Below are 13,939 nucleotides of genomic sequence, written 5' to 3' on the forward strand. Positions count from 1 at the left end.
TTGGGCGGGGTATGGTTATGTCGGGATTTAGCATTGAGCAGGGTTTGTTAAGCCCATGCGAGTTTGTGGCGTCACCCAATTTTGGTGAGCGCCCCGACCCTAACGATATTCACCTGATTGTGATACATAATATCAGCTTGCCGCCCAGTGAATTTGGTATAAAAGATGACCAAGGCGAGCATTTTGTTCGTGCATTTTTTCAAAATCAGTTAGACCCCAAAGCCCATCCGTATTTTGCAACCATCTATCAGCAGCAGGTCTCCGCGCATTTGTTTATTGAGCGCGATGGCAGCATCACGCAGTTTGTAAGCTTTGATGAGCGTGCTTGGCATGCTGGCAAATCTAGTTATTTGGGCGTACCAAACTGCAATGACTATTCGATTGGGATTGAGCTGGAAGGCGATGATTATAGCGAGTTTGATGACAGGCAATACCAAGCTTTAAGTGGCGTGATTGCCGCGATTTATCAAGCTTATCCCAAAACCGTCAATCATCTAGCCGGTCATAGTGATATCGCACGCGGCCGCAAATCCGACCCTGGTCTGTATTTTGATTGGGTGAGACTAAGAAGCATGATTAATAAATTTTAAGAATTGTTTAATGTCTCACAAACTTGTCAAATCCACCGCAATTGTTAGCTTTTTTACCCTGTTGTCACGCATCTTGGGAATGATACGCGACATGGTATTGATGAGCGTGTTTGGTACGGGCGGCATGATGGATGCGTTTTTGGTGGCATTCAAATTGCCCAATTTTTTGCGGCGGCTGTTTGCTGAAGGCGCTTTTGCCCAAGCTTTTGTCCCTGTACTATCCGATTATCAACACCAAGCCCAAAATAACGACATGACCGATAGCAAAAAAGCCTTGCTCGGCATTCAAATTCTTATCAGTCGGGTGGCTGGTACGTTATTGTTGATTTTATCAGGCTTAACTGCCGTGATAGTCATTTTCGCGCCCGCCGTGATTGCTGTGTTTGCGGTCGGTTATCTGCATGAGCCCAGCAAATTTACAACCGCAGTTGAGCTACTTCGTATCACTTTTCCTTATTTATTATTTATCGCCATGACTGCGTTTGCTAGTAGTATTTTACAAAGCGTGGGGCGGTTTGCTTTGCCTGCCTTTGCACCGGTGATTTTAAATGTGTGTATGATTGTGGGCGCGATTTGGGTAGCGCCGCTGCTTGCCAAGCCAATTTTGGCGGTCGGTTATGCAGTTGCGGTGGCAGGTTTGCTGCAGCTATTGATTCAATTACCGCAACTGCACAGCCATCAGCTGCTGGTGATACCCAAGGTTAGCTTTCGTCATCCTGGCGTGCGACGGATTTTAAAACTCATGCTGCCTGCGCTGTTTGGGGTATCGGTCACCCAAATCAATATGCTGGTCAACACGGTACTGGCTTCAACCATGGTTGATGGCTCGGTCTCTTGGCTGTATACCGCAGAGCGGATGAGCGAGCTGCCGTTAGGGCTGATTGGGGTGGCGATTGGTGCGGTGATTTTGCCCAGTCTATCCAAAAGTATCGCAAGCGACGACCATCAGCAATTTGGACACACCCTAGATTGGGCGACGCGGCTGACGGTGTTGGTCGGCGTGCCTGCATCCATCGCGCTTGGCATGATTAGTAATGTGCTGATGATATCCTTGTTTGAACATGGGGAATTTGTGCGGCAAGATGCCATGATGAGCGGGCTTGCGCTACAGTGCTTGTCGGGTGGGATTTTGGCATTTATGCTGATTAAAATATTTGCACCGGCTTTTTTTGCCCGTCATGACAGTCGCACCCCTGTCAAAATCGGTGTGATTAGCGTGATTGCCAATGTCGTGCTAAGCCTAATACTGGCTGAATTATTTAAACAGTGGCAAATCGCGCCCCATGCCGGGCTAGGACTTGCCAATACACTGGCGTCTTTTATCAATGCGGGGCTGTTATATTTTTATTTACATACCCAAGGTATTTATCGGTTTGGTGCGGCTTGGCGACGATTAGCGGTTATCTTTGCCATGGCAAATGGCGCGATGGGGTTGGCACTTGCCGCTGGTATTCATTATTTCCCAGTTACTGCGCATCAAGGTATTCGTATTGTGGCGCTATTGGCGCTGTGTGTGGCGGGCGCCGTGGTGTATGGCGCAGCGCTACTGGTCGCTGGCTTTAAATTATCAGAACTAAAGCCGCATCATAGCGTTCAATAAACAACGGACAACAAATAAAAAAACGGCTAAATAAAATTTATCTAGCCGCTTTTTTAACTGAAGTTTGTGACTGAGCTTTTTTAGCGCAGCAAAACATTAGTGCATTAACCTATCAATGCATTACAATGTTTTAGCGTTTTACTGAATTTTGGCAATCTTTGTTGTCACAAATTCCATACAGCACCAACGAGTGCCCTGCTAGGGTAAAACCAAAGTCTTTGGCGACTTTTTCTTGTAGCGCTTCGATTTCTTCATTGTGAAATTCAATGATTTTGCCGCATTGGTCGCATACCAAGTGGTCATGGTGCTCATCTTTGGCGATTTCAAACACTGACAAGTTGTTTTCAAAATTGTGACGCTCGACAATCCCCGCTTGTTCAAACTGGGTTAACACCCGGTAAACAGTCGCAAGTCCCACGTCTTCACCGTGCTCCATCAAGGCTTTATACACATCTTCCGCGCTCATGTGATGAGATTCGGACTTTTCTAATAATTCTAAAATTTTCAAACGCGGTAACGTGACTTTCAAACCGGCACGACGCAAATCTTGGTTGGTAAAAGACGACATATAAATCCTCGCACCTATTAGGTGTCGCTTATAAACTGAACATTATGACTATAATAACAAATTCGATAAAATCCCACAGTAAAAAAACGTGACACCACTGGCAAAAGCGCGCGTTGACAGATAACAGGCGAAGGCAGGCTAGAGACAAAGTAGGCTAACCACCAGAACGCCAAATACCAAACCACCGCGGCGTTTTACACCCAAACATTAACTTTATGTAAAATAATTTAAATTTTGCGGTCAATAGGTAGGCAAAAAAACCCAAATCACGTATGATAAGTCGTAAATTTTATCGTTCACCATCTCAAAGCGGTTTGACAAATGACATCTATCACAACACTATCAAAAAAACTGGCAGTCCTGCCTTTGGTTGCCGTAATTAGCAGCGTCAGCGTATTACCAGGTTGCTCATGGTTTAGCGTGTACAAAATCGATATCCCACAAGGCAAGCCGATTCATGCAGACAAATTAAGCCAAGTGCAAGTGGGTATGAATGCCAATCAAGTGCTCTATATACTAGGTAGCCCAACCTTTAGAGACACCCTAAATCCTATGCGTTGGGATTACCTGTACGATTTTACCCCAGGTACTAACGCCAAACGCGCCAATAAGCCCGCGATTCACAACGCCCAACAATACGCCAAAATTTATTTTGACCAAAATGGTATTGTCACCAGCATCGAGCGCCCAGCGGTGACTCAGTAAGTTTGTCTGATTAAAAAAGCCAATCATTGCCGTGATGCTGTGATTGGCTTTTTTTGTGCACTACACAATAATACCGGCTCACACCCTCATCGGTTGGATTTTTTGGACAGTAATTTGCGTTTGTTTTGCGGGTCGATGGTCAAAGGGCGATAGATTTCGATTCTATCGCCTGTGTTGATCGCACTTTGCCAGTCTAATTTATGGGAAAAAACACCGACACTATAGCTAAAAATCTGCGGATACTGCTGTTGCCAACCTGTGGCATTGACTGCATCAATCACGCGGCTATTATCGGCAAGTTGCAGGGTTAACCGCAACTGTGTTTGGCTATCGGGCGCAAAGGCTATATCAACAGTAATCATTTTGCCAGTCCTAGCACCCACCCCACCATCGCCAAAATCACCGCCAATGGCACAATAATACGCACCGCAATGCGCCAAAGGTTATATAAGCCTTCCGAGCTAAAATTCAATGATTTGCGCAAATGGCTGATTTTCATTTGCCAGCCTGCAAATACGGCTAGCCATACCGCCGTGACTAAACTTATCACGATAATCAGCTGATTGAGCCAAGCAGTTGGTACCATGGCTAGCGCAAGACTAAGCACTGCCAATACCACCAATGCCAAAAAATTAAATTGCTGTTGTTGCAAGCGTAGTGACACTTGATGGGTCAAGATATGCAGTAAATAAGCCGCCCCTGCCAGCATTGCCAATGCATTCAGCACTGCCGCCATCGTGCTGTTTGGCGATAAAGTCATGGCAATCAGCGCACCCACTAATAACTGAAAACTCCACACAGGTAACACATAACGACTCGCGGATTCGCGTGCTTGATCTGTCGCCGTATTGCTCATCGTGAGCATTTGGTGGGTGCGCGCATGCCAGTATAATCCCGTACCTGCGCCCACACAGACTAGCGCTAACACTACCGCCCCTGCCCACTCCGTCAAGGACGTCGCTGTCACCTGCCACGCCACAAACCCACCCTGCATGACATTGACAACCAACGCGGCAACGGCAAAACCGACCGCCAACCAACCTGCCAAATGCTTGATAAAACTCAAACCAATCACTATCAGCACCATGATGGCTAACAAGGCAGGCAGAGCAATATTGCTCACCAGCGGATGGATAATCTCGCCACTACTCGCCAGTAAATGCCCCACGACCGCCAGCAGCAGCACAATAGTCAGCCAACCAAACCCGCGCCAAACCGTTGACACGTCAGCTTCACGGGTCAGCATGGGCAAACCGACCAGCGGCGACGTACCACTACGATGCGCCAAACCAATTTCTGCAAACACCAATGGCAACCCGACCAAGGTCATCGCCACCAGCCACAACAACCAAAAATCAATCTGCCCAATGTAGTCACGGCTAAACCAAGTAAAAACCAGCAGCGGCAGCAAGCTTGCTATCAAAATCGGCTGTAAACGATTAAATGGCATGGTGTTGGATTCCTTTGTAGCGGTGGTTTATTGTCACAAAATTATTTGATTCGCTTCGCTAAAGTGATTTTAAGAAAGTGATTTTAAAAAAATGACTGTAAAATTTAACAGTGCAAAACTAAATCGCCGCTATTTTAGCAAACCCACACCGTATGCAAAACCCACCAACGCAAAATCCACACAAACTTATCAAAAATAGTGGTCAAAATAAAAAACCCTGCTTGTCACAGGGCTTACTTTATGGCTTCACATTATTGCTTCATATTAAAAAGCGCGGTTACACGTGCGGTAAAATCGCAGGCATCAAATCATGAAAGGTACGACCTGACGCGGTTTCACCAATGGCATGCATTTTCCACTCACCGTTATGACGATAAATTTTTGCCAAAATCAGCGCGGTATGACTGCCTTGGGCTGACAAATCGTAACGGGCAACTTCACTGTTATTGCTGGCATTCACCAAACGACAAAACGCATTATTAACCGTGGCAAAGGTTTGACCTGTAAAGCTATTGACAGTAAAAATCAAGGCTTGCACATGGTCAGGGATACGAGATAAATTGACATTAATCACTTCGTCATCGCCATCGCCAGCACCGGTGCGGTTATCGCCTGTGTGTTGTATGCTACTGTCTTTTGACTGCAATTGTCCAAACCAAATCGCATCTACCATTTGTTTGTTGGCATCAAGCATGATACACGACGCATCCAAGTCAATGCTACCGCCTGCGCTGCCACCACCGCCGAACAAGCCACCCAAAAATCCACCTGATTTTTGCGGCGCAGCACCGACATCCCAACCCAGACCCATTTTGATTTGGCTGAGTGTACCACCTGCTTCTTTTTCTAGCGAGATTTTTTGACCTTTTGATAAATTCACTGCCATGTTGGTATCCTTATTTTATTTTTTTACTATTCTATCTACGTTTTAAGCGGTGGATAACGGCTTGGCACAAACTGACTATAACAAACCGCCTAAAATACCTTCATTGCCACCGCGTCCACCTGAGTTTGACCCCAGTAAACTTTGAATCCAGCCTTGGTAAGTATCACGGTTACGCGAGCAAATCACTACTTTGCCTTGACCTGAGAACTTTAGCACCATGCCTTCGCCGCTCGTGACTGAATTGATGATATTGCCCAAAAAGCCTTTTTTCTGGCTGGTCGCCATTGACAGGCTATATTGCAGTCGGCTATCCCAGCATACCACGTGACCATTATCAATAATCACATCTTTATCAGGCGTGACATCAATCTCAAACAAAGAACCAAATCCAGATACCACGACCTGACCTTGACCTTGCGTTTGCATGACCATAAAACCACCCGTATCCCCAAATACAGCGCCGCCTAAATTGCGCTGGATATTGGCACGCAAATCAACGCTATGGGTGGCTGCCACAAAGGCACCATCACTGAGTGTATACTGATTGGCGCCGACGTCTAAAATTTGCATATCGCCATCAAGTGTGGGCGCCAGTAAGCAGTCACCCTCACCATTTACCGCTTCAATTTGCTGTTGAAAAATCGACTCGTCATTGGCAAATCGGCGCATCAAAGCTTGCATGATGCCGCCACGCATCTGACCTTTAAGCTCAAGATTTGACTCCATCATGACCATGGCATTGGATTCGCAATAAATCGAATCACCTTTTTTGAGATTACAATGTAAAAATGGCTCAATCGTCCCAATCATACTAAACGTCGCTGCCATAGGTTAATGTATCCTTATAAACTAAGTGGCAAAAATGATGATAAAAGTAGCTAAGTTTGAAAAAGCCCTTAGGCTTAAAAAAGCGCTCAAGCTTAAAAAGCGCTCAGGTTAAAAAAATGGTTATGTTGAAAAAAAGGGGCAAGCCGATGCCACCCCATTGTTAAAAAAATGTTAAAAATTTTAGCAAAAAATCTAAACAGCAACGCCATATGACGCAGCCAATGGCCCTAAACCACCAGCAAAACCTTGTCCAACCGCGCGGAATTTCCACTCGCCATTGTTCTTATAAAGCTCACCAAAAATCATCGCTGTCTCGGTGCTGCTGTCTTCTGACAAATCATAACGAGCCACTTCAGCGCCGCCTTGGGTATTCACAATACGAATATAAGCGTTTGCTACTTGCCCAAAGTTTTGGTTACGCGCTTGACCCTCATAAATCACCGCACAAAATACCACTTTGCTTACATCGGCTGGGACCTTAGACAAATCTACTTTGATGACTTCATCGTCGCCATCGCCTTCACCGGTGCGGTTATCACCCGTATGCTCTACTGAGCCATCGGATGATTTTAGGTTATTAAAGAAAATAAAATCTGCATCTGCCCGTACTTTACCCGATTCATTGACCAAAAACGCGACCGCGTCTAAGTCAAAGGCTTGCCCGTCAGTGGCACGTGGGTTCCAGCCTAGACCAACGGCCATGTTGGTTAAATTCGGTGCTTCCTTTGATAAATTAACATTACCACCTTTGGTTAAGCTAATTGCCATTGTTTTATCCTTTGTAATAAATTTTTGAAGTCAAATAAGAAAATCGATGTCCGTTGTCATGCGCTGCGCCTTTCACGCTCAGACTACAAGTGCCTAGAACAAAAGCGCGCCCAGACTAAAATCGCCCAAAATAAAAGGCTCAAACACCATAAAAAATCGCCTAAAAAAACAAAACGTGAGCCGAAACCCACGTTTTAACTATACCTTTGGTGATAGAATTTGTCCACCATTCGGCTACATTAAGCTGTTATATTTATGTGTCAAAAGCTTAAGGGATATTAAGCTCAAGTCAGCATCCTAAATACCGCTACGGTTACGCATGAGCCCCAGTCTTTTTAGCATCTTTTAGTGTTTAGCCAAGGCTGCTTCGCGCTTACGGTAGCTGATAGAGTTAATCACTGCCCATACGATAAAGGCAATCCCAATCAAACCTGTCACGATTTCTGGCACTTCGATATGCACAGTTGCCAATAGCATGATGACCGCCAACGCGCCAATCGCATAATGCGCACCATGCTCTAGATAAACAAACTCATCGAGCGTGCCTTTTTCTACCAAGAAAATGGTCATGGATCGCACAAACATCGCACCAATGGCAAGCCCAAGCATGATGATAATCACGTCATTGGTAATGGCAAACGCGCCAATCACCCCATCAAAACTAAACGATGCATCGAGTACTTCTAGATACAAGAAACCTGCGATACCGCCTTTGGCAATCGCGCCCGCTACTTCTTTGCCTTCAATCACATCGGGGGTTGATTCATCATCATCACTCGCCCCTTCTAAAAGGCTTGATAACACATTGGTGGCTAGATAAATCAAAATACCAAATACCCCTGCGGTTAACACCACTGATTTTTTGGCGTCTTCCACCCAATATAAGGCGGTCATTAACAGTACCAATGCCACAAACACGCTCATGGCATCGACCTTGCCAAATCGTGCCAATTTACGCTCGAGCCATTCAAACCACATCACTTCTTTTTCATCAAAGATGAAGTTTAAAAAAACGAGCAACAAGAACATCCCACCAAATGCCGCAATCTCTGCATGATGCTCCATCAGTTTGGCAGAGTATTCTTTCGGGTTGTTGAGCGCCATGTTGATGACATCCATCATGCCCATATCGGCAGTCACTGCGACGATGACAATCGGGAATACCAGACGCATACCAAATACCGCGATGAGTATACCCACAGTCAAGAAAATCATTTTCCAAAACTTATCCCAGGTTTTGAGTACCGAGGCATTAACCACGGCATTGTCAAACGACAGTGAAATCTCCATCACTGCCAGAATCAAGGTGATAAATAACGCCGAGAGCATGGCACTGACACCACCATGTGAAAAACCCCACCACGCTGCAATTGCCAGCGCAATCGTGGTAAAGACAATATCAAAATAAAAATGTCTCATAATAATCCTACAAATTGAAAAAATTAACGGCTAATAAAGTCATCTAACGCGTAAGATGATTGGATGTGCCTATCTTACACAACTATTTGTTCAATCATACTACAAATGTGTTACCAAACAATTGATTGCACGCTTAAACCACGCATTATGGCAAATATTCGCCAACTTGGTGCATTTATGGGTACAATAGCCACTTTTAATTTTTTAAACCAAGTGCTAACTGCAAAATATTGCGATTAGCCTGTGTTTAAACCCTGTTTGGAAGCGTCGCGGTATGTTAGAAAACTTTATCACCCTTGTTCTGATTCTTACCCCCTTGGTGGTCGGGTTTTTGCTACCATTACCGCAACGATTCATGCCGCTGGTAGACAAGCTACTGACCAACTTGGTGTTTGTGATTTTAACCTTTATTGGTCTTTCGTTGTCGCAGATTGCTAACTTAGGCGCGCAGATTGGGTTTATTGGCACCAATGTGGCAGTATTGGCGATTTGTACCCTAGGTGCAGGTTTTATCAGTTTGCTGATGTTTGATAGGCTGCATCCTTGGCAACGTACCCTTCCCCATGAGCATAGCCAAGCAGGTTTTAGCATCACCGGAAGCCTCGTTCAGTTGTGCTGTGTGGTGTTGGGTTTTGTACTGGGCAAATTGCTGCCAATATTTTTGCCAATAATGGATTTGCCGATTGATGGCATCATCAAGGGCTTGTTGATTTTACTAATTTTATTGGTGGGTTTTCAGTTGTCGCATTCTGGGATGACGTTACGGCAGGTATTGGTCAACAAACGCGGCGTACAAGCCTGTGTGATTTTTTGTCTTAGTGTGGCAGTCGGTGGTTTACTGTACGCGCTGATAATGCCTGATGTGACATGGACGCAAGGGTTAGCACTATCTTCTGGCTATGGCTGGTATTCGTTGTCGGGGATTATCATGACCGATGCGTATGGCGCAGTTTGGGGAAGTGTGGCATTGCTCAATGATTTGTTACGTGAGTTTATGGCACTACTGTTTATCCCTATGCTGATTGGCAAATACCCAACCACGGCGGTGGGTTTGGGCGGGGTGACTACTATGGATTTTACCTTGCCGGTCATCCAAAGCTCAGGGGGAAATGAAGTGGTACCGCTTGCGATGAGCTTTGGATTTTTGGTCAATATCATCTCACCAGTGTTAATGGTGGTATTTTCAAGTTTTGGCTAATCACACAATCAATACGCGCAAAACTCAACTTGTTGGTCGCCATACGGACTGCGTACTGTCACATAATGCAGACCTTTCATGCGCGTATGAATACGATAGGTATTGTCGTCAATCCATTGACCTCGCAGCACACCCCGTGCATCTCTGATGTGGATACCGTCTTCCATATTGGCGGCTTTCACTTCAAAATCTTGATTTTTTAGCAGATACAGGCTATAAGTTTTAGTTTTACTAAAATCGCCTGAATAACTGGCGCAGTAGCTACCCTTTGGAAAAATAATTTTGGTAGCTGTCGCGGCAGTGGCAGTTTGGGTGGTTGCCGCTACCGATAGCATGGCTATAGCTCCAAATAAGGGGGCTGTAAAACGTCTTTTCATCTCATTCTCCTTGTCTTTGTTTGACTATTTTTTAATATGACAATTTCCTATTGCCGCTTGATTATTATTAACAGATTTTCTAGTCACTTTCATGATAAGTTCAGTAAAAAACATTTGTTTTTTTTGTCAGCACAATAAAAAACCCCGCTCATGTCATCACACAATCGGGGTTTTCATATTCGCTAATACGATTATTTTCGCTAGTAAAATTATTGTGCTAACGCAGGATAATCGGTATAGCCTTCTTGATCGCCACCATAAAAAGTGGCTGGGTTTGGTTGATTAAGTGGCGCATTTTGGTGAAAACGCTCAACCAAATCTGGATTTGCGATATAGCTGCGACCAAAAGCGACCGCATCAATTAAGCCATCACGAATTAGCGTGTCTGCTTTTTCTGCCGTATAGCCACCAGCACCGATAAGCACGCCGTGATAAGTATCACGAATTTGGCGACGGAATTCTGCTGTAAAGGGTTTTCCACCTGCCCAGTCTGGCTCGGAGATATGTAAATAGGCTAGGTTAAAGCTATCAATCAGTTTGATGATTGCTAACGCATCGTCTTCGCTACCGGCATCCACACCATTGAATTGGCCCAGTGGCGAGATACGGATACCCACTTTGTCACTGCCAATCGCGCGAGTGACTGCAGTTAGAATTTCTTTCAAAAAGCGCATACGGTTCTCTAAGCTACCACCGTATTCATCGCTGCGTTGGTTGACGCTCTCATACAAGAATTGATGAATCAAATAGCCGTGTGCGCCGTGGATTTCAATAAAATCCATACCCGCTTCAATCGCATTACGCGCGGCATTGGCAAAGTCATCGACGGTTTGTTTGATTTCTGCGATGGTCATCTCACGCGCTGGCGTGGCAGTCACACGGTATACTTTGCCTTCCTCATCTTTTAACGAGGTGCGTACCGCATCACCCAAATCCACGGCTGATGCTGATACAGGTGGCTGACCTTGTGGGCGCAAGCTATAATGCGATACCAGCCCTGTGTGCCATAGCTGCATAGCGATATGACCGCCTGCTTGATGTACGCTATCAGCAATCATTTTCCAGCCTGCAATTTGCGCAGCACTAAAAATACCTGGCGCACCTGCGTAGCCTTTGGCATCGGCTGAGATATCCGTGGCTTCCGTGATAATCAAACCACTGCTAGCGCGCTGGGTATAATAAGTTGCCATGAGTGGCGTTGGCAAGCCACCAATCCCTTTTTTGCCATCTGGCAAATCAGCACTACGCAGACGGGTCAATGGCGCCATAAAGACGCGGTTTGGCAAGCGCATCGCGCCCACGTTAATCGGTGACAAAAGAGCGGAGTAAGACATACATTCCTCGTGATGGTTAATTCATCTTTCGTTGAGTGATTGGACGCTGCTAGCTTCAAGTCATAACAAACTTGATAAAAAAATTGTTGCAGCATCCTTGTTTATAAGGGTTTTAGACTTATATACGTTGCTAGCAAACGTCGTCACAGCGTAATTTTCACAGGTTAATCTGCTATTAGAAACTTGCGCAAAGACTACCGTTTAGCAAGCATTTGTTTTAAAAAACATTTGTTTTTAAAAAGCATCTGTTTTTAAAAAGCATTTGCGAGTTTTTTAGACAAATTATTGCAATTGCTTTCACTATTTTATTCTATGATAGCTCGGTGTTTGAGCATAACGTTTACTTAATAAGTGCCATGCTGCATTTTTACAAGTGGCAATGTATTAACAATAACAAATTCTTAAGGATCGGCATGAATAATTTCCAATATTACAACCCTGTGCGTATGGTATTTGGCGAAGGTCAAATCAAAGAACTCGCTAATCTTGTCCCTGATAATGCCCGCGTACTTATCACTTTTTGTGATTGATATCCCTTAACCCTTGTTGGCGACATGATGCAGCCAGCGCTGAATCATCACATCGAGCGCTTCAGGCTTATAGGGCTTGGTACAGTAATCTTGCATACCCGCGTTAAGATATACTTCTTTATCCCCATGCATGGCGTGTGCCGTCACGGCAATGATAGGCGGCAACTGATTGAACGATTGTTTGAGCATCTTGGTGGCTTCCACCCCATCCATGATGGGCATTTGATGATCCATCAAAATGATGTGATATTTGCTAGGGTCAGCCTTATAAAAATTGACGGCCTCTAACCCATCTTTGGCTCGGGTGACTTCATAGCCATATTTTTTTAGGCTTTTGACCGCGACCATGGCATTTAGCTCATTGTCTTCTGCTAGCAGAACATGGGCAGGCAGACGTTCTAGCGGTTGTATTGCGGTTTCATCATGACTTTGGTGCCACTGCTGATAGCTGATTTCATCAGTTGCTATCATTGGTAGAGATAGGGTAAAGGTCGAGCCTTTATTTTTTTCACTGGTTACCTTAATCGTGCCGCCCATCCTTTCTGCCAACGCTTTGCACACAGATAGCCCCAGCCCTGTACCACCATATACACGATGGGTAAACTTATCAGCTTGATTATACGCATCAAAAATCACCTCCAACGACTCAGGTTTGATGCCAACGCCCGTATCAATCACATTGAATTTAATTTGATGCTTATCACAGCCTTTCATTGCTTGAATGGTCACTTTACCCTGCTTTGGGGTAAATTTGATGGCGTTATTGACTAGATTCATTAAAATCTGTCGCACCCGCACAGGATCGGTGTTGACATATTTGGGCAAGTTATCAGGGTAATCGAAGGTTAGTGCCACGCTGTTGTCTTTTGCAGCGGCTAAAAAGCATTGATACACGTCTTGGCATAGCTGTGCTAAATCAACCGGGATACTCTCAAAACGTATCTTACCTGATTCTACTTTGGATAAATCCAAAATATCATTGACGATGGTCAGCAGATGCTCATTGGATGTTTTAATCGATTTGATATAGTGTTGCTGCTGCGTATCAAGCGGTGTCTGCTCAAGTAATTCAAGCATGCCCATGATACCATTCATCGGCGTGCGAATTTCATGGCTCATATTGGCCAAAAATGCGGTTTTTACCTCATCGGCGCGCTCAGCTTGGTAACGCTGCTGACGTAATTTTAAGGTATCACTCACCAGCGCTGCCAAATCCGCTAGCACGCGTTGTTGACTGGCATCAAAATCTTGATGCGGCTGGTCGTCAATCACACACAGCGTGCCCAAAGCAAATTCCCTACCTTGACTGTCGTGAACCACGATGGGTGCACCAGCATAAAACCGAATATAAGGATAACCGGTAACCAAAGGGTTGTTTTTAAATCGTGCATCTTGGTGAGTATCGAGCGTGACAAAGGTGTCGTTTTGTGTAATGGTGTAATTGCAAAAAGCAACATCACGGCTGGTTGAGTGCGCTTCTAGCCCAATTCTTGATTTAAAGAACTGGATATCAGCATCCAAAAAAGTGATAGCGACAATCTTAGTCCCAAAAAACGCCTTAGCCAAAGCACTAATACGCTCAAATTCGGCTTCTTTATTTGTTTGGATGATATGGTACTCATCCAATACCGCTAGGCGCTGTTTTTCATTGCTTGCTATAGGATATGATATCATCTCATTAACACC

At 44.9% G+C, this 13,939-nt stretch carries 14 protein-coding genes; 4 read left to right on the forward strand and 10 right to left on the reverse strand.

Annotation, left to right across the window (positions count from 1 at the left end; genetic code table 11):
* Positions 1 to 11 precede the first annotated feature (11 nt).
* A complete protein-coding gene (gene ampD, locus AXE82_RS05785; RefSeq protein ID WP_406946753.1) occupies positions 12 to 590 on the forward strand; it encodes a 1,6-anhydro-N-acetylmuramyl-L-alanine amidase AmpD in 579 nt (192 codons plus the stop codon).
* Positions 591 to 600: 10 nt separating this feature from the next.
* A complete protein-coding gene (murJ, locus tag AXE82_RS05790; RefSeq protein ID WP_062332443.1) occupies positions 601 to 2,190 on the forward strand; it encodes a murein biosynthesis integral membrane protein MurJ in 1,590 nt (529 codons plus the stop codon).
* A gap of 130 nt (positions 2,191 to 2,320) precedes the next feature.
* Here the strand turns inward: murJ and fur are convergent, their stop codons facing one another.
* A complete protein-coding gene (fur, locus tag AXE82_RS05795; protein ID WP_062332447.1) occupies positions 2,321 to 2,758 on the reverse strand; it encodes a ferric iron uptake transcriptional regulator in 438 nt (145 codons plus the stop codon).
* 321 nt (positions 2,759 to 3,079) lie between these two features.
* On the opposite strand from fur, the gene AXE82_RS05800 reads away from it, so the two are divergent.
* Positions 3,080 to 3,463, forward strand: coding sequence for an outer membrane protein assembly factor BamE (locus AXE82_RS05800; protein ID WP_062332450.1), 384 nt, complete (start codon positions 3,080 to 3,082; stop codon positions 3,461 to 3,463).
* Between the two features lie 86 nt (positions 3,464 to 3,549).
* Here the strand turns inward: AXE82_RS05800 and AXE82_RS05805 are convergent, their stop codons facing one another.
* The 6 genes from AXE82_RS05805 to AXE82_RS05830 form a co-directional block, all read right to left on the reverse strand.
* Positions 3,550 to 3,825: an RnfH family protein gene (locus tag AXE82_RS05805; protein ID WP_007115779.1), complete on the reverse strand. Its 276-nt coding sequence runs from the start codon at positions 3,823 to 3,825 to the stop codon at positions 3,550 to 3,552.
* Positions 3,822 to 4,913 (reverse strand): hypothetical protein, encoded by a 1,092-nt coding sequence (locus tag AXE82_RS05810; protein WP_062332454.1) that lies wholly within the window; start codon positions 4,911 to 4,913, stop codon positions 3,822 to 3,824. Before AXE82_RS05810 ends, AXE82_RS05805 begins: the two co-directional genes overlap by 4 nt.
* Before the next feature lie 277 nt (positions 4,914 to 5,190).
* Entirely contained in the window at positions 5,191 to 5,799 is a 609-nt protein-coding gene (locus AXE82_RS05815) for a TerD family protein (RefSeq protein ID WP_062332457.1), read from the reverse strand.
* Between the two features lie 75 nt (positions 5,800 to 5,874).
* Positions 5,875 to 6,627, reverse strand: a complete 753-nt coding sequence (locus AXE82_RS05820) for a TIGR00266 family protein (RefSeq protein WP_062332459.1) — start codon at positions 6,625 to 6,627, stop codon at positions 5,875 to 5,877.
* Positions 6,628 to 6,819: 192 nt separating this feature from the next.
* A complete protein-coding gene (locus tag AXE82_RS05825; RefSeq protein ID WP_062332462.1) occupies positions 6,820 to 7,395 on the reverse strand; it encodes a TerD family protein in 576 nt (191 codons plus the stop codon).
* Positions 7,396 to 7,740: 345 nt separating this feature from the next.
* Positions 7,741 to 8,814: a DUF475 domain-containing protein gene (locus AXE82_RS05830; RefSeq protein WP_062332465.1), complete on the reverse strand. Its 1,074-nt coding sequence runs from the start codon at positions 8,812 to 8,814 to the stop codon at positions 7,741 to 7,743.
* Between the two features lie 274 nt (positions 8,815 to 9,088).
* Here AXE82_RS05830 and AXE82_RS05835 point away from each other — a divergent pair, with 274 nt between their 5' ends.
* Positions 9,089 to 10,012, forward strand: a complete 924-nt coding sequence (locus AXE82_RS05835; RefSeq protein ID WP_062332467.1) for a LysO family transporter — start codon at positions 9,089 to 9,091, stop codon at positions 10,010 to 10,012.
* A gap of 8 nt (positions 10,013 to 10,020) precedes the next feature.
* On the opposite strand, the gene AXE82_RS05840 is transcribed toward AXE82_RS05835, so the two are convergent.
* From AXE82_RS05840 to AXE82_RS05850, 3 genes are all read right to left on the reverse strand, one after another.
* Positions 10,021 to 10,389, reverse strand: a complete 369-nt coding sequence (locus AXE82_RS05840) for a hypothetical protein (RefSeq protein ID WP_040403396.1) — start codon at positions 10,387 to 10,389, stop codon at positions 10,021 to 10,023.
* Between the two features lie 209 nt (positions 10,390 to 10,598).
* Complete coding sequence (gene nemA, locus AXE82_RS05845) at positions 10,599 to 11,723, reverse strand: N-ethylmaleimide reductase (RefSeq protein ID WP_062332470.1); 1,125 nt, start codon at positions 11,721 to 11,723, stop codon at positions 10,599 to 10,601.
* Positions 11,724 to 12,259: 536 nt separating this feature from the next.
* On the reverse strand, positions 12,260 to 13,927 hold the full coding sequence (locus AXE82_RS05850; protein ID WP_062332473.1) for a GAF domain-containing hybrid sensor histidine kinase/response regulator: 1,668 nt from the start codon (positions 13,925 to 13,927) through the stop codon (positions 12,260 to 12,262).
* Between the last annotated feature and the right edge of the window lie 12 nt (positions 13,928 to 13,939).

The organism is Moraxella osloensis, from assembly GCF_001553955.1.
Lineage (GTDB): Bacteria > Pseudomonadota > Gammaproteobacteria > Pseudomonadales > Moraxellaceae > Faucicola > Faucicola osloensis.